Genomic DNA, 18,664 nt, shown 5'->3' with positions numbered 1-18,664 from the left:
TTACTTAATCTTAAAACCAATGAACACTGCCGGGTGTACAGTTGTATCATCTTCATCATCACCGAAGCGATGATATGTGTATGCGAAGGCAGTGTCATTTGCACCCCAGTTATGAATATCAAAGCTTGCACCAAGGCTAAAATCAATATGCTTCAGGCTGAACGGATTAAAGGTCAGACGGAAGGATGGAATAAAGAGCTGTCCAAAGTTATATTCGTAAGCTTCACTTCCTGTCTGAGGTAATTCATTTCTGTTGTAAACAAACTTACCAAGGAATTCCAGATCAAGACTTGAGAAACCGAATCTGAATTCAGTACCAAATCCACCGTAGTAAACTCGAGTAGAATCATCCCAATCTTTGTCAGAGAAAAATTCTTTAGCATCGGTTGCTACACCAATTGTAATAAAGAGGTTCTTTGTACCGCTCTGGAAGAACATATCAAACATTCCGTTTGTATCCCAGTTGAAGCCCAGGTGGTGCATACCATCTTTAATAATATTAATTACACCAATTGCAAGACCGTCATTTGAATCAGCAATGTTTATAACACCAAGCTGAACGCCCTTTACTTCTTTGGCAGAGTTGAAAAGGCCAGCTGCCTGCACACCGTTTACTTTCTGAGCCACATTAAACAATCCGGCAGTCTGTATACCATTTACATCTTTTGCTGTATTGAAAACTCCGGCAACCTGTGCACCTGAAACATCTCCGGAAGTGTTGAATACTCCGGTTACCTGAGCACCTCTAACCTGGCCTGCGATATTAAATACTCCGGATAACTGTAAACCATTAAGATTATTTGAAACAATGTTCATGACATTTGAATGCTGAATGGCATAAATATTCTTATCAAGAGCTCCAATTATACCTACAGAAAAAAGAGAAGACTCAGATTCAAAACCAGCTAAGGTTACACCCGGCACAGCAGAAAGGTGGAAAACATTCATACTGTTTGGATCAAAAGGTTTATCCATGATAGTTTCAACCTTTATGATTTTTGGTTCATCATCGTCTTCCGGTTCTGGGAGTTCGTCCATGTTGTCTGTGTCGTAACGGCGTCGAGAACCCCGGCGGCTGTTTTCTTCAAGATCATCAATTGGAAGAATTTCATCATCATCAATTACTTCACCACCGCGAACTCTGTTTGTTTTACGTTTGATAGTTGAAAGAGAATTCTGATCAAGTACATAAACCTGATCTTTTTCCAGAACGAAGTAGCCCTGCTTTGTAGAGTATTCATCAATAATTACTGCAGAATACTGGGCAGCCGGCAAAGCCATAAAAATAGGCTGGCCTGCAACCTTGTTTATTTCAGAAATCAATTTTCCGTTTGCATCGCGGATAATGAACTTTCCTTTTGCTTCCTTTGAAAGAGAAAGCATTGATTCTGCAGTAGAAATATCAGAAAGAACAAGGTCTCCCGAACCTACAAGAGTAATGTTGTAGTTAGGATGCTGAGGGCCTGCCTTGCTTGATTCTGTTTTAGAAAGAGTATCGTTGAAGGCATAAGAGTAAAGCTCGTTAAGAGTTACCTTATTGTCGCCGGAAGCGTCTGCTGCACCACGAAGACCGGTAATCATGGCATTTGTAAAGTAAGAAGATTCAATTTCATCAGATTCCTGTGAATATTCGTTTGTAGAACTCGAAGAAAGATATGCGTGGCCGGTAACTACAGAAGAGTCATCAATCAAAAAGGGCTTACGCTTCTGGCCACCCTTTGTACGGATAAAGTTACCTGAATAGCAGGAATCAAGAATTACAACGTGAATATCACTTGGAACTTCTGTAATTGCTGCCTTGAGGGAAGAATAATCGTAAGGAATATCTCCAAGCAGCAATGCATTTTCATCAGAATGTCCTGAATAATAGAAAATAAACTCAGAACGTTTTGCGTGACTCTGGCTGTTATTAATTTTGCGTGAGATATTATTTAAGGTTTGATCAATTGTTTCTTTTGAAGGGTCAATGAGAACGTAACTGTTATCTTCAGTTACGCCGCCAATTTCTGACATAGCCTTCTTAAAATTCTGAGCATCGCTGCCGGCATATAAAAGCTCTTCGCGTCCCTTTCCACCTTTATTTGAACCAATATAAACTGCGTATCTGTCTACACCGCTGGCATTATCATCTGCAGCAGCCGCAAAAATCGGTGACAGTGAAAGCAGGGCTACTGTAATAAAAATCAGTTTCTTCATTTTCTCCATCCTTTTCAAACTAATGTAAATAGCTGCTTTACTTTTCGAGGGTAAAAGTTACCCCTTCTGTTTTCTTAGGCAAATAAGAAAGCTTTGTAATGTAATCAATATCTGTTTTATTTTTGATTTTTGATTCAATATCTTCAAGAGAGAACTCTTTTTTAGAAGTTACCATAACAAAGCATTCAAAGTCCGGTGCATTATCCAGCTCGTAAGAAAAGTCGAGCGGTGTTTCTTCCGGGCTTTTTTCCAGGTGAGCAGCCTGCCAGCTGTTTTCAGGGAAGTGGCGGGTAATGTTACCGTTACCGTCTACACTAAAAATAACACCATATTCATCTGTGCCTGCATTGTATGTAATCTGAATTACGTCACCTGAATGGGCAAAGTCTCCGTTGCTTAAAGCTTGAATTTCCCGGCCCTTCTGTCTGTAAAGCTTAATCTGAGGGTCTGCAGAAGCAGGTGCCATAGCGTTACCCTTAATGCGTTCTGTAGGAGCATTGGCTGCAGCGATTTTAGAATTCTTAAGTCCAGCCGGAATAACAATAGCGGCAAGAAGAACCGCAGCAGCGGCGTAAGTAATAAATCTGGCAGCTGGGAATCTTAAGGTATTTGCAGCCGGGCGGCTTTCGATATTATTTGTCTTGAGCTTACCGGCAGCCAGTTTTCCTGCAACGGCTGCCTTCATAGACTCTACAGAATAGGTATTTAAAATCTCCTCATCCGATTTTTTGAGGTCCTTTAAAGCGGCTTCGATGTTTTCTTTTCCATAAATTGAGTAGAAGTTTTCAGCATTAACTTCAGAGTTCTTAATTTCCTCTAAAATTCTAGTTGGAATTGCCATACCTTCCTCCTGCATATTCTTTAAGTTTTTCCAGACGCTTTCTGATTCCGGAAACGGACATTTTCATTTTCTGGGATGTTTCTTCAAGAGTGTATCCGTCTACATAATGTAAAATTGCAATCTGCCTGTCTTTGCTGTCCCTTTCAGAAAATATGCAGTCCAGAAGAATAGAAGTTTCAATTTTTTCTGTTCCTTCAGCACTTGCGCTATCTTCCACAATTTCTGCAATTACATCAAATTCCGGACCATTTCGCAGTTTGTCTGAGCGTATCTTGTTCAGACAGATATTTGTTGCCATTGTATAAAGAAGGCTGGAACACACGTTGCTTATCTTTTCCTTTCTTTCAATAAGGCGAACAAATACATCCTGCATGGCATCAAGCGCTTTTTCTTCATTTTTAAGAATAAAACGGCAGCGTCGGAGTACCATAGGACCGTACTGGCGGTATAGATTATCAAAATCATCCATCGACAAAGTTTTCATTGTACAAATTATCCTGTCATTAAGTATAACAGTTGAGGCGGGGAAAAGTGTTCCTTTTTTTAGTAATTATTCAGCGTAAGTCCAGTGTAGGTTTTACCATACTCATCACCGGCTGCACGAATAACCTTTTCCATCTCTTCTGTAAGATGTTTTGCGGCAATAGGTTCAGAAAGTTCTTTATACTGATTAACCGGAATTACCGGCAGCATCTTAATATCATAAAGGTATGGTTCAACATGATTATAAGACCAGAGAGGATCATGTTTACCAAGACCATATTTATCGCTGCCACCGATAAACATAGGCTGAACGTCGCAGCCACAGTAAAGAGCAATTCTGGCAGCCCCTTTTTTATAATTGTTCTGTCCAACTCGCGGCGAACGGGTTCCTTCCGGAAAAACAATTACGTTACAGCCCTTGTCGGTAAGCTTTTTGCATTCAGCAAGAACATCCTCAAAATCGGTAGTATTTGTGATGTATGCCTGCTTAATTACTCCGCGGAGAGGAGTATGAGTAAGACCACCGCGTACGATGCAGGTAGAGTTTGGAACCAGAGCCATAATGTATACAAAATCCAGTAGTGAAGGGTGATTGGCAATAATAATTTTACTGTGAATATTGTGGAATTCAGGAATGTTCTCTACTTTCAGGATAGAAACCTTACAGATATGCAGGTAACCAAGAAAAATCCTGAAGGTATGAGAAACATAAGCGCGGGCAATAATGCCAAAATCTTTATGAGCTAAAGTAAAAAGCCTTATGAAGGGAAAAACAAAAAGAGCAAGAATTACAGCACCAAGGCCAAACCAGAACATAGCCAGTATTTTAGAAATACAGCCATACATGTAGAAGAAAATATTCTTGATTTTTGGCAGTTTGCTTTTATAACTCACTTCCTGTCTGCTCATTAATCCTATCCTACTATATTTCTATTTTAATAAAAAGCGCAGGAAGTCAACCGGCGATTTTCCAACATTCGAGAAATCTTCTATTATAACACCATTATTTTTCTTCTCAGAACTGATAAGGCAGGCAAAGGCCAGAGGAATATTTTCAGAAGGCCTTTTATCACTATAAAACTCTGGAACCAGTTCATCTGCATAAACAAGAACAATTTCTTTTTCTGTTCCCGCCAGAACAGGAGCAGCGGCTGCCATAAATGCCTGCTTAAAATCATTCTTAGAAGGATATAAAACAGAATACCCGCCTTTTAAGCCGAAGGCAAGGGTCGCAGAAGAAATAGGAGTATTAAAGACAGAAAGCGAAAAACCTGCAGGCAAAATCATTCCGTCTTCAATTATACCTTTATTGATTGTAAATTCTCTTTCAATTTCACCACGCAGGGAAATAAAAACAAGTTTTGTTTCCGGGCTAATATGAGTTTTTTCAAGAAGATTATGAATTACGTGCACCGTCATCTTTGTAATTTGCGAAAGGCGGCGGCGGAAGAGCGGGTCTGTGTATTCCAGCTTTGGAGATTCTTTAATCTGTTCAATTTTTGTCTGAGCATCACCGCGAGCCCACTTCTGCCAGAGACCTTCATCGTCTGCAAGACCGGGAGCCCATTTGCTTATGTCAGATATATATAATTCTTTCATTTCTTCCTAAAGCACAAAAGCGAATATGCATTACTTCCCAGATTGTGGTGAGCACAGTCCAGCTTAAAGCCTGCTTCTTCAATTGCATCTACCAGCTCCTGGTAGCGGTACATCTTGCTGTTGCCGTTTGCAATACAAGTGAAGTAAAGAGAAGTTCCCATAAGAGAATAAGAACTTGCCTCAAACTTCTGCTTGTCCCAGAGCGGTTCCAGTACCCAGACGTTAGTCTCAGGTGTTGCGGCCTCGTAAACCTTTCGTAAAATCTTAGTTACCTGATGCAGGCTGAAGCAGTCCAGGAATTGGCTCATCCATACAGCGTCTGGCGCAGCAGGTAATTTTGTAGATTCTTCGAGCACGTTACCCATGCTAAAGTCTACACGGTCTGCAAAGCCTGCTTCTGCGGCATTCTGCTTTGCAACATTAGCCTGACCCGGCAAATCACAGATTGTCATTTTTACATCAGGGTCGTAGCGGCAGCAGGTCAAAGACCACTTGCCGGTGTTTCCCCCAATGTCCAGAATATGTTTAGGCTTTTTAGCAAATACAATAGGAAGAGCTTCCGGAAAAGCAATGTCAGAATAAAAATGGTCAAATTCAAACCATGATTTTTTAGGCTGGTCGGGCAGGGTAGAAAGAGCCTCGTAAACAGTGACCCATTTATCACCAAAAACTTTAAGACCTTCCGGCTTGCCCTTGCGCACAGATTCTTCCAGATCCCAGGCACCCTGATAGCAGATATCATTTGTAAACCAGAAGTTCACGCGGGTGAGGTCATCTTCCAGAAGCATCCAGCCGGTTTTTCCAAGTTTATATTTTTCACTTTTAGGGTCAGATTCAGAATCTTCAGTAAGCTTAATGACATTCATTCCAAGAGCCATTTCGCAGAGAACTCCGGCACCATATTCAGAAACCCCGCATTTTTCTGCCAGGGCGGCGCGGTTAATACCTTCGTCTCCTGCATCTTCTATTGCCTGTAAAAGACCAAGGTTTATCATGGCTTTTATAGCCTGAAAAGCCAGCGGGGCAAAGGCAATCTTCTGAGCTTCAAACTTTGCGTCTACAGCACGAAGGTCATCTTTTTTGTACTTGTTAATGTCAAAATAAGCTTTATCCATAACATAAAGTTATAGTATATTAGTGCTTTTTTCAAGAAGGTGACAATTTACTGCAAATTAACGCAATATATGTCAAAGTTTTCAAGGCATTTCTGTAAAAATATATCTTTCTATTGCTTTTATTAAAATTATTCAATAAAATAGTGCTAATTTTCTACGTTAAATTTGTTATTTTAGGGAATGATTTATGGATCAGTTGAAAAACGAAATAAAGGAAGTAATAATTTCTTCCCTTCAGCTTGAAGATATTAAGCCGGAGAATATCGTGGATTCAGAACCGCTTTTTGGAGACGGACTCGGTCTTGATTCTATTGATGCACTTGAACTTGGCGTTGCATTAAAGAAAAAATTCGGAGTAAAGTTTTCTGCAGAAAGCGGAGAAAATAAGAAGCATTTTGCTTCAGTAAATGCATTGGCCGAATATATTGCGGCTCAGAGAGCATAATCTTTATATACGAGGTTTTGTATGTCAAAAGACGAAATTTTCGAAAAACTTAAGGGAATCCTTGTTTCAGAGTTCGAACTTGATGAAGGAGATATCACTCCGGATGCACTTCTTGGAGATGATCTGGATTTAGATTCAATCGATTCAATCGACCTTATCGTAAAAATGAAGGAATTTATGCCTGCAGATAAGGGAAATGTTGATCCGTCAATTTTCAAGACTGTAAAGACAGTTCAGGATGTAGTAGACGCCCTTGTTCCTTACATGGCATAAGGTGACTAAAGACTGATGAAAAAATTCCTTAAGGCGCTTTTTTATGTGATTGCAGCCATTTATCCAATTCTTGTTTTTACATTACTTGTAGTATTAAAAGTAGAAACAAAGATTCTTTCCCTGTGCATAGTAGCACTGGCAGCTGCATTCTTTTTAAGCGCTACAGGAAGCAAAAAGACCAGTAATAAAAAAAGTGCATTGGACTGGAAGCCGATTCTAAGTTCCCTGCTTTTTTTAGCCGCTGGTCTTTTTTGTTTTTTTACCGGCAAAGAGTTTTTCCTTAAGCTCTATTCTGTTGTAATAAACGCAACGCTTCTTGTAGTTTTTGGCTCAACACTTTTTCTCGAGCCAAATATTATTTTCAGATTTGCCACTCTTGCAGACAAATCAATTGCCGGCTCTTCCTATGAAAATCAAGTTAAGTTATACTGTAAAAAGGTAACGATTGTATGGTGCTGCTTTTTTATTCTGAATGGAAGCGCAGCGGCCCTTACAACCTTTGCAGATAAACTGTTCGGTCTTAGTCCGGATCAGGCCAGAAAAGTCTGGGCAGTTTACAATAGCGGCATTTCTTATGTGCTTATGGGAACTTTGTTCCTTGTAGAATTTATAATCAGAAAACTGGTAGATGCAAAAATGATTAAAGCTTATCCAATTACAAAGTTTAATGCAGATTCACGCAAAGATGACTACGTTATGTGTTACGAAGACACATGGACCGGAAGTAAAGAAGGCGGCTATAAAACCTGGAAAGATTTTTTAATTGATTCAGCAAAGATGCGTCGTTTTATTGAGGCCACTGGTGCAGATGAATTTATTCTTCACTGCGAAGATTACTGGTATTTCCTTTGTACCTTTGTTGCCCTCTTGCAGTGCCAGAAGGCTGCCTACCTTACACAAAATATAAGCGAAAATTTTATGGCCGATGTTCGCAAGCCGGGAATGGCTTTTCTTACAGACCAGAAAACAGAAATTGCAGATGCAGTTTCAATTCAAAAAGTGATAGAAGAGGCAGCTCAGCCAGACCAGGCAGAGTACCGCACAACACCTGCCATAGACGGCGAAAAAACAAGAATCTTCCTTTTTACTTCAGGCAGCACAGGAAAGCCAAAGGCAGTTCCTCAGCGCATGAAGGAGTTCGAAGAAGATAACGCCTTTATAATTTCAAAGTGGGGACAGGAATTTACAGAGCGTAAGCTTATTACAACAGTAAGCCAGCACCACATTTACGGTTTCCTTTTCGGTATTTCTCTGCCTTTTACTCTTGGTACTCCTTTCCGCCGCCACAGAGTAGAGTTCCCGGAAGAGTTTGAAAAACTAACGGATGTTAGTTATATTCTCATTGCAACTCCAGCCTTCCTTAAACGTACGGTAGAAGTAGAAGAAAAGCTCGATATGAAAAAGGTCTGGATTTTCACAAGCGGCGGTGCAGTATCTCCGGAACTTGCCCTTCAGACAGAAAAGGTATTCGGCTTCTGTCCGCTGGAAGTTTATGGTTCAACAGAAACTTCTGGAATTGCCTACCGCCAGCAGAACAAAGACAAGCTGGTCTGGACACCTTTTGACAATGCAAAAATCTGGCTGGGAGATGACGGCTGTATCCGTATTATTTCGCCATACATTAAAAATCCGGAAGGCTTTGCCACAGCAGACCTTGCAGAGATTTACGAAGACGGCCGCTTTATTCTTAAAGGCCGTTCAGATTCAATAGTAAAAATAGAAGAAAAACGCATTTCTATGACCGAGGTAGAAGCCCGCCTTATGGAAAGCGGCCTTGTAGAAGATGTAAAAGTAGTTGCCCTCAGCAACGATGTACGTCAGTATCTTGCAGCCGCAGTCGTACTCAACGCAAAAGGACGCGAGCAGTTTAAGGACACAGAAAAGTTTATGATAAACCGCTGGTTCCACGACTTCCTTATGAAATATTTTGAGAATGTAGTAATTCCAAAAAAATGGCGCTTTATGGACAAGCTCCCAACCGACGTTCAGGGAAAGAAACATAAGCTGGAAATAGAAGCCTTGTTTACAACGGTGGTTGAGTAGCCCGAAGACGATTAAAGATGGTGGTTGAGTAGCCCGAAGGCGATTAAAGACGGTGGTTGAGTAGCCCGAAGGGCGTATCGAAACCACATCATCAGGAGGACAATATGATTTTTAATAATCACGACATAGACAACGAGGTTGTAGTTAGCCGCGACGAAAGCAAAATCGCCCTTGAGTTTACAATCCCGGCCACCAGCGATTTTTTCGACGGACACTTTCCCCAGTACAAGCTGCTTCCGGCAGTTGCCCAGTTTGAAATAATCACACGCTTTTCACGAAAATATTTTTCAACCCAGCGTTATGTTCCAAACATCAAAAGAATAAAGTTTTCAGCACCAATCAAACCAGATACAAAAATCCATCTGGAGCTTACTTATAAAAGAGACAAGTCTTCTGTCAGCTTTAATATGGCAGACGCAAATGTAGAAGGCAAGGTTTATTCATCTGGTTCCTTTGCTGTTCTTGAGGAAGTTACTGCATAAATGAAATTCGGTTTTGTAATTCCTGTATACAGACACGGTTCTACTCTCCAGACAGTTGTAAACAGCATAGCTGCATTCGGCTTTCCGATTATTGTAGTTGATGATGGAAATGATGAAGAAAACCGTAGCTTTATATCAGAAGTTGCAGAAAAAAATCCTCTGGTTACTTTAGTAACAAGAGAAAAAAATGGCGGTAAAGGCCTCGCAATGGTTTCCGGCGTTAAAAAAGCTCACGAAATGGGCCTTACCCATATCTTGCAGTTAGATTCCGACGGTCAGCACGATGCAGAAAAAGCAGCCCGTTTTTTTGAAGTTTCAAAACATAATCCTGATGCAATAATCTGCGGTTACCCGGAGTACGATGCAAGCGCACCAAAGAAAAGAGTAAAAGGCCGCAAGGTTGCCAACGGCTGGATTCATCTGGTTACCCTTTCACAAGACATAAAAGACGCAATGATAGGTTTTAGAATCTATCCTGTAGAAGATTTTTTGAATGTATACAAGCATTCACTTTATATAGACGCCCGCATGGGATTTGATATAGAAGTGCTGGTAAGAATGTACTGGCGCGGAGTTCCGGTAATTTCGGAGCCCGTTAAAGTTTTTTATCCTGCAGACGGAATTTCTAATTATAATTATTTTACAGATACAGTACGTATTTCCTGGGTTTACACAAGACTTTGCCTGGAACTCATACTTCGTGCACCTGTTCTTATTTTTAGAAAGATAAAAAGAAGCATAGGGGCAAGAGGCAAATGAGCGAAGAACACAAACATTGGGCCGAAGAAAAAGAAGTTATCAAAACAAATAGACCGCTAAAGCTGCTGCTGGTTTTATTTAAGTATTCACCAGGTTTTATGGTTCGCTCACTTATTTATCCGGTAACTTTTTTCTATTATATTTTTAATAAAAATGCCAGAAAGGCATGTCAAACTTATCAGAAACAGCTTCGTGAATTTACGGGAAGAAAAATCCCGCCAAGAATCAGCGCCTACAGACAGATGCGTTCTTTTTCTCTTTGTGTTTTGGAGAAGATGGAAGGCTGGCTCGGAAAAATAAAATTCGACCGCATACAATATCATAACGATGATGTAGAAAATATTCTTGATTTACTCCGCTCTGGAAAAGGAGCACTTTTAATTACATCGCATCTGGGAAACATGGAGCTGCTTAGAAGCCTTTCAGATTATAACAAACAGCTCGTGGGCCGTGAGGTTCCTGTTTATGTTGTAATGGATATGGATGTAAACCGTAATTTTTCGGAAACCCTTAAAAGTGTAAATCCAAAAGTTTCGTTTAATGTAATAAATTCAAACGACATAGGACCCGATTCAATCGTAACCTTAATGGATGCGATAGAAGCCGGTTCTCTGGTTGTAATTGCGGGTGACAGAACATCAGTTGCCCTAAAAGAAAAGAATTTAAGAATAAGCTTCCTTGGAAAAGATGCACCTTTCCCATACGGAGTCTTTTTGATAGCAGCCCTTTTAAAAGCCCCAGTATATTTTATGTTTGGTCTGCGCAGCCGCCTTTCAATCTTTAATCCAAAGCAGAACGTTTATATAGAAAAATGCCATACAGATTTTAACTGCCCTCGCTCAGAACGTGAGGCCCGCATTATTCAGTGCTGCGGCGAGTTTGTAGCCCGCCTGGAAAAGTACTGCATTCTCTATCCATATCAGTGGTATAACTTTTTTGATTTCTGGGAGTAGTTTATGAACAGACTGATAAATATTTCTCAAAAAAAACTCCTGGGCGCATGGATTATTTATCATTCGCTTATCCTTGCCTTTTTCATTTTTTCACTGATATTTTTTCACGGAAAAATCAGCATAGATTCAGATCTTTTTAATCTTGTTCCTAAAAGCATTTCAAAGGCTTCAGTAAAAAAGGCAGATGAAAAAATGATGGCTGTAACATCGCAGAATGTTTTTGTACTTGTCGCCAGCGAAGATTTTGCTCAGGCAAAGCAGGTTGCAGAAGCGGTTTATGACAGGCTAAAAGACAGCCATAATTTTGAATCTCTTTCGCTTTACAACGATGTAAGTTCCATGGGCGAGATAACAGATTTTCTGTATAAATACCGTTCCTTTCTTATTGATGAAAAAACAGCAGACAAGATTCTGACAAACCCGGAGGGTGCTCAGGATTTTGCCATGGAAGCCCTTTCAAAAGCCTACGGCGGTTTTACAATGCTGCCTCTGGACAATCTGGACAGCGACCCCTTTTTACTCACAGAACATCATCTGCAGAATTATCTTACTGCAGTCCAGAATGCCGGAACCGCCATGAGTGTAAAAGACGGAGTGCTTGCCTCAAAGTTCGAGGGAAAATGGTATGTAATGATAAGGGGCGTTTTAAGCCGGGAGGGAGCAAAACTGGCATCAAAAAATAATGCCATTACAGAAATTTACTCGGCCACAGCAGAATTCCCTGATGCAACATTTGTCTACTCGGGAACTCCTTTTCACAGCCACGAAAGTTCTAATTCTGCCAGCAGGGAAATTTCAATTATTGCAAGCCTTTCCATGCTGGCAGTAATAATTCTTTTAATTTTCATCTTCCGTTCCCTGCAGCCCCTGGCCTATTCCGTAGGCTCAATTTTAATTTCACTGGGAGTGGCTGTGCTTGCAACCCTGGCTGTATTCCATAAAATGCACGTAATCACTCTGGTCTTTGGTACCTCGCTTATAGGTTCCTGTATAGATTACAGCCTGCATTTTTTTACCCACTGGTCTGCCAACACAGAATTAAAATCTGGAATCGAAATCAGAAATCATATTTTTTCCGGCCTCTTAATGGCCATTATTTCAACAGGAATCTGTTTTGCAATCCTGCTTTTTGCCCCCTTTGCAATTCTTAAACAGATGTCCTTTTTCTGTCTCACAGGTCTGGTAAGTTCCTTCCTTACAACCATCGCAGTTTATCCATATATCAAATTGCCCACCCAGAGAGGTAAGGTTCGTTTTACAAAAGGCTTTGCAAAAGTTATCAGACGCCTTGAGCAGAAGTGGGTAGGCAGAAGCGTTATTATAGGCCTCTTCCTTTTTGCCCTTATTTCGATTTTAATTTGTCACAAAAATGTAAAAATCAAAAACAATCTCCTTACCCTTTACGATATGAAAGGCCGCCTTCTTCAGGATGAAATTACAGCATCGCAGGTAATTCAGTATACCCCTGGCGGCTGGTACATTGTCAGCGGAGAAACGGAAGATCAGGCACTGGCAAACGAAGAAGCCCTTCGCCACAAGTTTGAAGAAATGACAGGCGGCCAGATTGGCTATGTAAGTACATCAAGCTTTGTTCCGTCACAGGCAGTGCAGAAAAAATCCCGCCAGGCCTATAAAAAACTGATGGAAAATGCCGGTGACCAGCTTTTGAATCTTGGTTTTGATGAAGCAGAAACATCAGCTGCGCTTAAAAACTTAATGGAAGATTATGAAGAAAGCGGAAAGACCTTTGTTTCTTTTGAAAATGGAAACATTCCGTCTTTTATAGAATCAGCAATCTCTTCTGCCTGGCTCGGTCAGGTTGATGGAAAATACTTTACAGTAATGTTGCCAACAAAGGTTACAGATTATACTAACTACCGTTCATTAGCAGAACAGGATGACAACGTATATTTCATAAGCAAGTCTCAGGATATAAGTGCAGACTTAGACAGCCTCACCATTATGATTTTCAAGTTCTTTATAATTGCATATATTCTGATGTTCATAATGCTCCGCTTCTTTTACAGCTGGAAGCAGGCCCTGAAAATCATTTCCGTGCCTTTTTTAATTATCCTGATTGTAGTAGCAGTTTTTGCAATCTGCAAAATAAATATGGAATTCTTCTCGGTAACAGGCCTTATTCTTGTCTTCGGCCTCGGCCTTGACTACATCATCTACATGATGGAAAACGAAAAACGCACGGTGGTTGAGTGTTCGCGAAGCGAACGTATCGAAACCACCATGTCCAACGAAACCACCGCGTCACAAAACGAAACCACCATCCTCGAGCCCTTTGCCACAATGGTCTCCTTCGTAACCACCATAATCTCCTTCGGCGCCCTTGCCCTCAGCTCCTTCAAACCCGTCCACCTCATAGGCCTCTCAATCTTCATCGGCCTCGCCACCGCCTACATCAGCTCATTTTTCTACGGAAGAAATCACAAATAGTTTTTTCAAATTTTTTCCAAAAAAGTGTCAGAAATGACATATCAAATCTAATTTATATATAGAGATATGTAAGGGCCGCGGTGCGGCACTATGTCCCATTATATAAATCAGGAGATTTTTATGGAAGAAAACAAAAAGGAAGATGACAAAGAATTTGAACCTCAGTATCCGGCACAGCTGTATATTAAGAGGCCTAATCCTACGGCACTTTTGAGTCCGCTGTATGACTCAACCTTTAAAGGAATCTTTACTCAGGAAACTGAAGATTCAAACCTGGCATTGCAAAGTTTTATCTCTGCAGTACTTGGGCGAACTGTAAAGTATGTGATATTAAAACCAAACGAACCACCTAAGGATGCTCCTAATCAAAAAGGAATGAGCTATGATATAACAGTTGAGTTTGATAACGGAGAATTATCTGATATTGAAATCCAGGCCTGGAAGGAAGATTATGACTATGCGGTTCGTGCAGAAATTCAAGCGTCGAGACTTTTGAATAATAATGCTAAAAAAGGTGACAACTGGGATTCTCCAAAAGTCTATCAGATCTCCATACTCAATTTTCATTACAGGAAAGATGACAATAAAATCCTATCGTGGTATACTATGAAAAATGAATCGGGTCAGGGACTTTCGGACAGGCAGAATATAATCTTTATTGATTTAAGAACTATTCGCAAAAAGCTCGGTACCCCTATTGAGGAACTAACTCCAGTAGAAAAATGGGGATTGTTTTTCAGTTATGTAGACAATGACCAATATGCTGATTATATCAGCGAACTTGTCAGGAGTGAAAAAGGAATTATGGCTGCAGAAAACACTGTAAAATACATGAGCGAAGCAGACGACAACTGGTTCGTTCAGAATTCTCGTTTCATTGCCGAACGCGACAAGAATACACAAATACACAACGCTGAAAAACGAGGTCACGCAGAAGGTTTACAGCAAGGACTAGAACAGGGGGCACAACAGAAGGCCGAAGAAGCCGCTATTAATCTCTTAAAAATGGGCAAGCTTTCTCCAGAAGAAATCGCCCAGGCTCAAGGTCTTACACTCGAAAAAGTCCAGGAACTAAAGGAAAAAATAAACCACGAACCTGCGTGAACAGGAATTTATTATTCATACGGCTTGGTTTCCCAAGCCGTTATTGTTTTAAAACTCCGTCGAATACTTAGAAAACTCGCGATGTAAGAAGCAGACTTCAGTTCCAGAAAGATAATTCAGATTAGCACGTTTAAGAGGAATTATCTTTTTAGACTGCCCCTTGTGAATTGAAGTATTCAGCATTTCAACAAGATTCTCAGTTTCCATCTTCGCTATTTCGTTTGCATAAATCTCAAGGCCTTCAGAAAGAGCCTGCTCTGGATAATAAAGCGAAGTCAGGGAAACAAAATACTGCTCGTAAAAATCCTTATGAATTAAATAAATGAGCTTATAAAAATCAGTTTGAGTAAGATAAACCAGATCCCCCGCCGTCTGCAGCGCATACAAAACAATCTGGCGGAACTTTTCCGTATCTCGGTTATTCGCTCCCATATAGGAAATAGTATCTTCCGGCATAACGCCATCAATAATATTTCTGTATTCAATCTGATATAAATGTGCCAGAGTACGAATAGCAGACGCATTGAGTTCAACATCACCATTTTCATATCTGATATATGACTGTCGTGTTACACCTAATTTCTCGGCAACAAAATCCTGAGTAAATTTATTCCTGTCTCGCAATAATCTCAAAATATTCATGTTTTTATTATAACTGATAAAAAATGTAAAAAAAAGTATAAATATTGCTTCAAAATGAACTTTTTTGTGACTTTATGCTTTACTTTAAACATAAAGTGTATTATATGTATTATACAATCTATGTAATGTAAAAATATTAATACAATATAGGAGTAATGTATGGCATATTTATATTTTTCAATTTCAAATTCAGTAACTCAAGAGGAATGGACAAAAGTCTATGAAGAGACTCTTGTTTTAGCAAATAAGATTTATCTTACAGACTGGGAAAAGTTTTATTACAAGGGGGTAGGGGCTTATGCTTTTTGCAAGGTAAAAGAGCATACAAATAAATATTTCGGAGAGAAAACTCATTTCTGGCAAGCATCCAGTGATTATAATTATATGAATACAGGAGATATATTTCGATTAAAAAGAGAAATAGATAACTATGATGAAAATGCAGCGCCGGCAATCCTGGAACAATTATATTTAAGTCCAGATGTACGTTCAAAAATTTATGAAAATCAGATTAGACAAAGAGGTCTAAGAATTTATGGAGATACTTATTATATAAGACTTTTAGCAATTCTATGTTTCATGGAAAGTAAACTAAAAGAAAAAATATTTATCTGTGGTGACTTTGACAGAGAAGATTGCGAAAAAGCGGTAAAAATTGTTAATAATATTCTTGATGAACAAATTGAACTCCCTGCCCGCTGTGACTTCAACAGACTTTATAGTATTGTTAGGAAGACTGATATTTCAGAGGAAGAAAAAATTTATCTCATGGAAAAAACTTATCTGGGAAACATAAACTTTTATTATAAAGAACTTATTGAAGAAAAATTTGGTAGAGAAACACTCAATAATTTTTGGAAATACAGATTCAAAGAATATGAAATTGGAAGCTATAATTTTCAGCAAGCACTGGAGGCTTATTTTTCTTATGGCCTTGCTTTTAAAGATTTAATTAAATACATCCAGTTAAATAATACAAAAGAAGATTACTTAAAACTTTTGAAATCGATAATTGAAGCGGAAAATAATAGAGACAGATATTCCAGAAACGTAGGAATTTCAAGAGATCCTAAAAATAATATAGTACATGGCTTTTCTTTGGGATTCAGCCATTCTTTATTTGGACCTGATACGACAGACTCTTTCATTTTTATAAAATTTACAATTGATGATTATATAAATGAATTATCAAAATATTTCGATAGCCAGATTGATATCAGAAACTTCTTGTTAGAAAATATAAAAGAAGAAGATGAAGTTTCCTTCGAAAATAGATTAAGAGAATGTTGTCATAAAGATTCTTATGTTATTTTCGATGGTGAAAAAGACTACGACATATTTTTACCCCAAGATCTTATTTATTATAAAATTGGTGATAGAATAGCTCCTTATCTCCTGGATAAAATTCAAAACGTGGGAGAAAATATAAAAAATAAATTGGAAGATAAAGAGTTCAAAGAAATCTCTCAAAAAGAAACAACGGACCAAATTTATGAACTAATAGATATTGATTATCAATTCCCTGCTCGAGATATAGATTGGGTTCATGCAATTGATTATTTCAACACTCATTCAGATGCTCTGGAACGATATTATCCTCTGTTCCGTATGCAACCCGAATTGATTTCACCTGCGGAAGAAATTACAAAAGCTATATTTATTAATGATGCGTTTTATGATTTTTGTAAAAATTTATGGTTATCAGTTAGAAACAATCAGGAAAAAGTTCCTGCCAAAGCCTAACTTTATAAAAAGATTTTTCAACTTTTTTCCAAAAAAAGTGTCAGAAATGAACAAAGTGAGTCTATTTATATAGTGTGAGGAATTTGTTTTGCCGGCGGGCGGTAACAGCTGGTCGGTATTTTAAACAATTTCCAAAAAACTATATTAAAGAGGTTTAAATATGACTCAGACTCAAGAAAATTCAGAAGGTTTTACAGTTCAACACAAAATCTATGACAGCCTGTTCATTGCAGTTTTTGGAAAAGACAGTGAACGCAGTAAACGCTGGCGGCTCGAGCTTTACAATGCGCTAAATAATACAAATTACACTGATCCAGATGCACTTATGCTGAACACGCTCGATAATGTGCTTTTCATAAAGATGCATAATGATGTGTCATTTCTTGTAGATTCACAGATGACACTTTTTGAACATCAGCGAACAACAAATCAAAATATGCCCCTGAGAGGTTTCTTTTATTTTTCACAGCTTTATCATAAGTTTCTCATAAATGCAGAAGAACAACTTACAAGCAGTACTCTTATAAAAATACCCAATCCAAATTATGTAGTATTTTACAATGGAGATACCATCCGGGATGAAGATTATGAACTGAAGCTTTCAGATGCATTTATGCAGGAAGATAAAAGCGGAAGATATGAATGGACTGCCCGTGTGTTAAATATCAATAAGGATTACAATCTACCTCTTCAAAAAAAATGTAAGTCGTTGTATGATTATATACAGTTCACAAGCCGTATAAAACAAAACAGAGATAATGGCATGCAAACAGAAAAAGCTGTAGACGAAGCTATAGAATGGGCAAGTGAACAAAACCTTTTGGAAGGCTATATCAGAGAACAGAAGGCGGAGGTAAAGATGACGTTACTTACAGAATTTAATGAAGAATTAAGTATCAAAGGCTGGCTCCGCGACGGCATTATTCAGGGTAAACAGGAGAAGGCTATTGAAGCTGCCAGAAATTTCTACGCTAACAAAGTTCCAATAGAAGTCATTGCTAAATCTCTAAAAATGCCAGAAGAAGAGGTTCGTAAAATAGTAAGCGAGCCTGCTCCTGAACATTTGTGACATAAAACGTTTTACAAAACCTGCAATTTTAAGTATTTCCCCCCACAAAAAATCATCATTAATAAACATATATAATATAGAAGAAAGTTAATGGGGAGGGTAGTCATTAAAGTTATTTTTCCTTGTAACTTGTAAATAATAATGTCGCCAGTTTCTTTAAACTGGTGATATTTTTTTATATTGGAATCTTAAAATTCATACCTATATGTTTTTGAAGTTCCAATTCTGGAGTTGACCCTTTAAGGATTTTTCTCGGATAGTTATTCATCCATTCCTGAACTTCAGCAAAAAGTTTTGGATTCAATTTAGAAAAATCTGTTCCCTTTGGATAAAATCGTCTGAATATCCTGTTGTGATTTTCATTAGTTCCTCGCTCACTTGCACAATAAGGATGCGCAAAATACAAACAAGTTCTTTTTCTTCCATCCTTAGAATTTTCAATTCCTGAGAAATCCATAAATTCTGAACC

Annotated in this window: 18 protein-coding genes; 10 read left to right on the top strand and 8 right to left on the bottom strand. The window is 38.8% G+C overall.

Annotated features, from left to right (window positions below):
• The 6 genes from G626_RS0112435 to G626_RS0112410 are packed head-to-tail and all read right to left on the bottom strand — an operon-like array spanning position 1 to position 6,234.
• On the bottom strand, positions 1–2,196 hold the full coding sequence (locus G626_RS0112435) for a caspase family protein (RefSeq protein WP_022933115.1): 2,196 nt from the start codon (positions 2,194–2,196) through the stop codon (positions 1–3).
• 37 nt (positions 2,197–2,233) lie between these two features.
• Entirely contained in the window at positions 2,234–3,037 is an 804-nt protein-coding gene (locus G626_RS17680) for a hypothetical protein (protein WP_022933114.1), read from the bottom strand.
• On the bottom strand, positions 3,021–3,521 hold the full coding sequence (locus tag G626_RS16625) for an RNA polymerase sigma factor (protein WP_196800493.1): 501 nt from the start codon (positions 3,519–3,521) through the stop codon (positions 3,021–3,023). The genes G626_RS17680 and G626_RS16625 overlap by 17 nt, the downstream gene beginning before the upstream one ends.
• Positions 3,522–3,580: 59 nt before the next feature.
• Positions 3,581–4,429, bottom strand: coding sequence for a lysophospholipid acyltransferase family protein (locus tag G626_RS0112420; protein ID WP_022933112.1), 849 nt, complete (start codon positions 4,427–4,429; stop codon positions 3,581–3,583).
• A gap of 21 nt (positions 4,430–4,450) precedes the next feature.
• Positions 4,451–5,119: a beta-ketoacyl synthase chain length factor gene (locus G626_RS0112415; RefSeq protein WP_022933111.1), complete on the bottom strand. Its 669-nt coding sequence runs from the start codon at positions 5,117–5,119 to the stop codon at positions 4,451–4,453.
• Complete coding sequence (locus G626_RS0112410) at positions 5,116–6,234, bottom strand: methyltransferase (RefSeq protein ID WP_022933110.1); 1,119 nt, start codon at positions 6,232–6,234, stop codon at positions 5,116–5,118. Before G626_RS0112410 ends, G626_RS0112415 begins: the two co-directional genes overlap by 4 nt.
• A 187-nt stretch (positions 6,235–6,421) precedes the next feature.
• On the opposite strand from G626_RS0112410, the gene G626_RS0112405 reads away from it, so the two are divergent.
• The 8 genes from G626_RS0112405 to G626_RS0112370 all read left to right on the top strand — a co-directional run bounded on the left by G626_RS0112405 (position 6,422) and on the right by G626_RS0112370 (position 14,741).
• Positions 6,422–6,679 carry a phosphopantetheine-binding protein gene (locus G626_RS0112405; RefSeq protein WP_022933109.1) on the top strand — a complete coding sequence of 86 codons (258 nt, stop codon included), beginning with the start codon at positions 6,422–6,424 and terminating at the stop codon, positions 6,677–6,679.
• Positions 6,680–6,700: 21 nt separating this feature from the next.
• Entirely contained in the window at positions 6,701–6,952 is a 252-nt protein-coding gene (locus tag G626_RS0112400) for an acyl carrier protein (RefSeq protein ID WP_022933108.1), read from the top strand.
• A gap of 15 nt (positions 6,953–6,967) precedes the next feature.
• Positions 6,968–8,995, top strand: coding sequence for an AMP-binding protein (locus G626_RS0112395; protein WP_022933107.1), 2,028 nt, complete (start codon positions 6,968–6,970; stop codon positions 8,993–8,995).
• A gap of 104 nt (positions 8,996–9,099) precedes the next feature.
• The gene (locus G626_RS0112390) at positions 9,100–9,477 is read left to right on the top strand and encodes an ApeI family dehydratase (protein WP_022933106.1); all 378 of its coding nucleotides are present in this window, start codon (positions 9,100–9,102) and stop codon (positions 9,475–9,477) included.
• A complete protein-coding gene (locus tag G626_RS0112385; RefSeq protein ID WP_022933105.1) occupies positions 9,478–10,236 on the top strand; it encodes a glycosyltransferase family 2 protein in 759 nt (252 codons plus the stop codon). It begins immediately after the preceding gene.
• Complete coding sequence (locus G626_RS0112380) at positions 10,233–11,189, top strand: hypothetical protein (RefSeq protein ID WP_022933104.1); 957 nt, start codon at positions 10,233–10,235, stop codon at positions 11,187–11,189. Before G626_RS0112385 ends, G626_RS0112380 begins: the two co-directional genes overlap by 4 nt.
• Positions 11,190–11,192: 3 nt before the next feature.
• Positions 11,193–13,637 (top strand): MMPL family transporter, encoded by a 2,445-nt coding sequence (locus G626_RS0112375; RefSeq protein WP_022933103.1) that lies wholly within the window; start codon positions 11,193–11,195, stop codon positions 13,635–13,637.
• A gap of 120 nt (positions 13,638–13,757) precedes the next feature.
• Entirely contained in the window at positions 13,758–14,741 is a 984-nt protein-coding gene (locus G626_RS0112370; protein ID WP_022933102.1) for an Rpn family recombination-promoting nuclease/putative transposase, read from the top strand.
• A 48-nt stretch (positions 14,742–14,789) separates the two neighbouring features.
• On the opposite strand, the gene G626_RS0112365 is transcribed toward G626_RS0112370, so the two are convergent.
• Positions 14,790–15,383, bottom strand: coding sequence for a helix-turn-helix transcriptional regulator (locus G626_RS0112365; RefSeq protein WP_022933101.1), 594 nt, complete (start codon positions 15,381–15,383; stop codon positions 14,790–14,792).
• 159 nt (positions 15,384–15,542) lie between these two features.
• Between G626_RS0112365 and G626_RS0112360 the strand changes: the two genes are divergently transcribed.
• Both G626_RS0112360 and G626_RS16620 read left to right on the top strand, forming a co-directional pair.
• A complete protein-coding gene (locus tag G626_RS0112360; protein ID WP_022933100.1) occupies positions 15,543–17,126 on the top strand; it encodes a hypothetical protein in 1,584 nt (527 codons plus the stop codon).
• Between the two features lie 160 nt (positions 17,127–17,286).
• The gene (locus G626_RS16620; RefSeq protein WP_022933099.1) at positions 17,287–18,195 is read left to right on the top strand and encodes an RpnC/YadD family protein; all 909 of its coding nucleotides are present in this window, start codon (positions 17,287–17,289) and stop codon (positions 18,193–18,195) included.
• Positions 18,196–18,370: 175 nt separating this feature from the next.
• Here G626_RS16620 and G626_RS16615 read toward each other — a convergent pair.
• Positions 18,371–18,664 (bottom strand): IS30 family transposase (locus tag G626_RS16615; RefSeq protein WP_027727141.1); only part of this gene is annotated, 294 nt, incomplete at its 5' end.

This window comes from Treponema bryantii NK4A124 (assembly GCF_000421345.1).
GTDB lineage: Bacteria > Spirochaetota > Spirochaetia > Treponematales > Treponemataceae > Treponema_D > Treponema_D bryantii_B.
Note: the sequence above shows the minus strand (reverse complement) of the source record. Positions and strands in the feature narration are given on the sequence as shown.

What these genes read in the sequence shown, in the direction of transcription:
- G626_RS0112435 (WP_022933115.1), bottom strand. Translation starts at nt 2,196, where the DNA reads ATGAAGAAACTGATTTTTATTACAGTAGCCCTGCTTTCACTGTCACCG.
- G626_RS17680 (WP_022933114.1), bottom strand. Translation starts at nt 3,037, where the DNA reads ATGGCAATTCCAACTAGAATTTTAGAGGAAATTAAGAACTCTGAAGTT.
- G626_RS16625 (WP_196800493.1), bottom strand. Translation starts at nt 3,521, where the DNA reads ATGAAAACTTTGTCGATGGATGATTTTGATAATCTATACCGCCAGTAC.
- G626_RS0112420 (WP_022933112.1), bottom strand. Translation starts at nt 4,429, where the DNA reads ATGAGCAGACAGGAAGTGAGTTATAAAAGCAAACTGCCAAAAATCAAG.
- G626_RS0112415 (WP_022933111.1), bottom strand. Translation starts at nt 5,119, where the DNA reads ATGAAAGAATTATATATATCTGACATAAGCAAATGGGCTCCCGGTCTT.
- G626_RS0112410 (WP_022933110.1), bottom strand. Translation starts at nt 6,234, where the DNA reads ATGGATAAAGCTTATTTTGACATTAACAAGTACAAAAAAGATGACCTT.
- G626_RS0112405 (WP_022933109.1), top strand. Translation starts at nt 6,422, where the DNA reads ATGGATCAGTTGAAAAACGAAATAAAGGAAGTAATAATTTCTTCCCTT.
- G626_RS0112400 (WP_022933108.1), top strand. Translation starts at nt 6,701, where the DNA reads ATGTCAAAAGACGAAATTTTCGAAAAACTTAAGGGAATCCTTGTTTCA.
- G626_RS0112395 (WP_022933107.1), top strand. Translation starts at nt 6,968, where the DNA reads ATGAAAAAATTCCTTAAGGCGCTTTTTTATGTGATTGCAGCCATTTAT.
- G626_RS0112390 (WP_022933106.1), top strand. Translation starts at nt 9,100, where the DNA reads ATGATTTTTAATAATCACGACATAGACAACGAGGTTGTAGTTAGCCGC.
- G626_RS0112385 (WP_022933105.1), top strand. Translation starts at nt 9,478, where the DNA reads ATGAAATTCGGTTTTGTAATTCCTGTATACAGACACGGTTCTACTCTC.
- G626_RS0112380 (WP_022933104.1), top strand. Translation starts at nt 10,233, where the DNA reads ATGAGCGAAGAACACAAACATTGGGCCGAAGAAAAAGAAGTTATCAAA.
- G626_RS0112375 (WP_022933103.1), top strand. Translation starts at nt 11,193, where the DNA reads ATGAACAGACTGATAAATATTTCTCAAAAAAAACTCCTGGGCGCATGG.
- G626_RS0112370 (WP_022933102.1), top strand. Translation starts at nt 13,758, where the DNA reads ATGGAAGAAAACAAAAAGGAAGATGACAAAGAATTTGAACCTCAGTAT.
- G626_RS0112365 (WP_022933101.1), bottom strand. Translation starts at nt 15,383, where the DNA reads ATGAATATTTTGAGATTATTGCGAGACAGGAATAAATTTACTCAGGAT.
- G626_RS0112360 (WP_022933100.1), top strand. Translation starts at nt 15,543, where the DNA reads ATGGCATATTTATATTTTTCAATTTCAAATTCAGTAACTCAAGAGGAA.
- G626_RS16620 (WP_022933099.1), top strand. Translation starts at nt 17,287, where the DNA reads ATGACTCAGACTCAAGAAAATTCAGAAGGTTTTACAGTTCAACACAAA.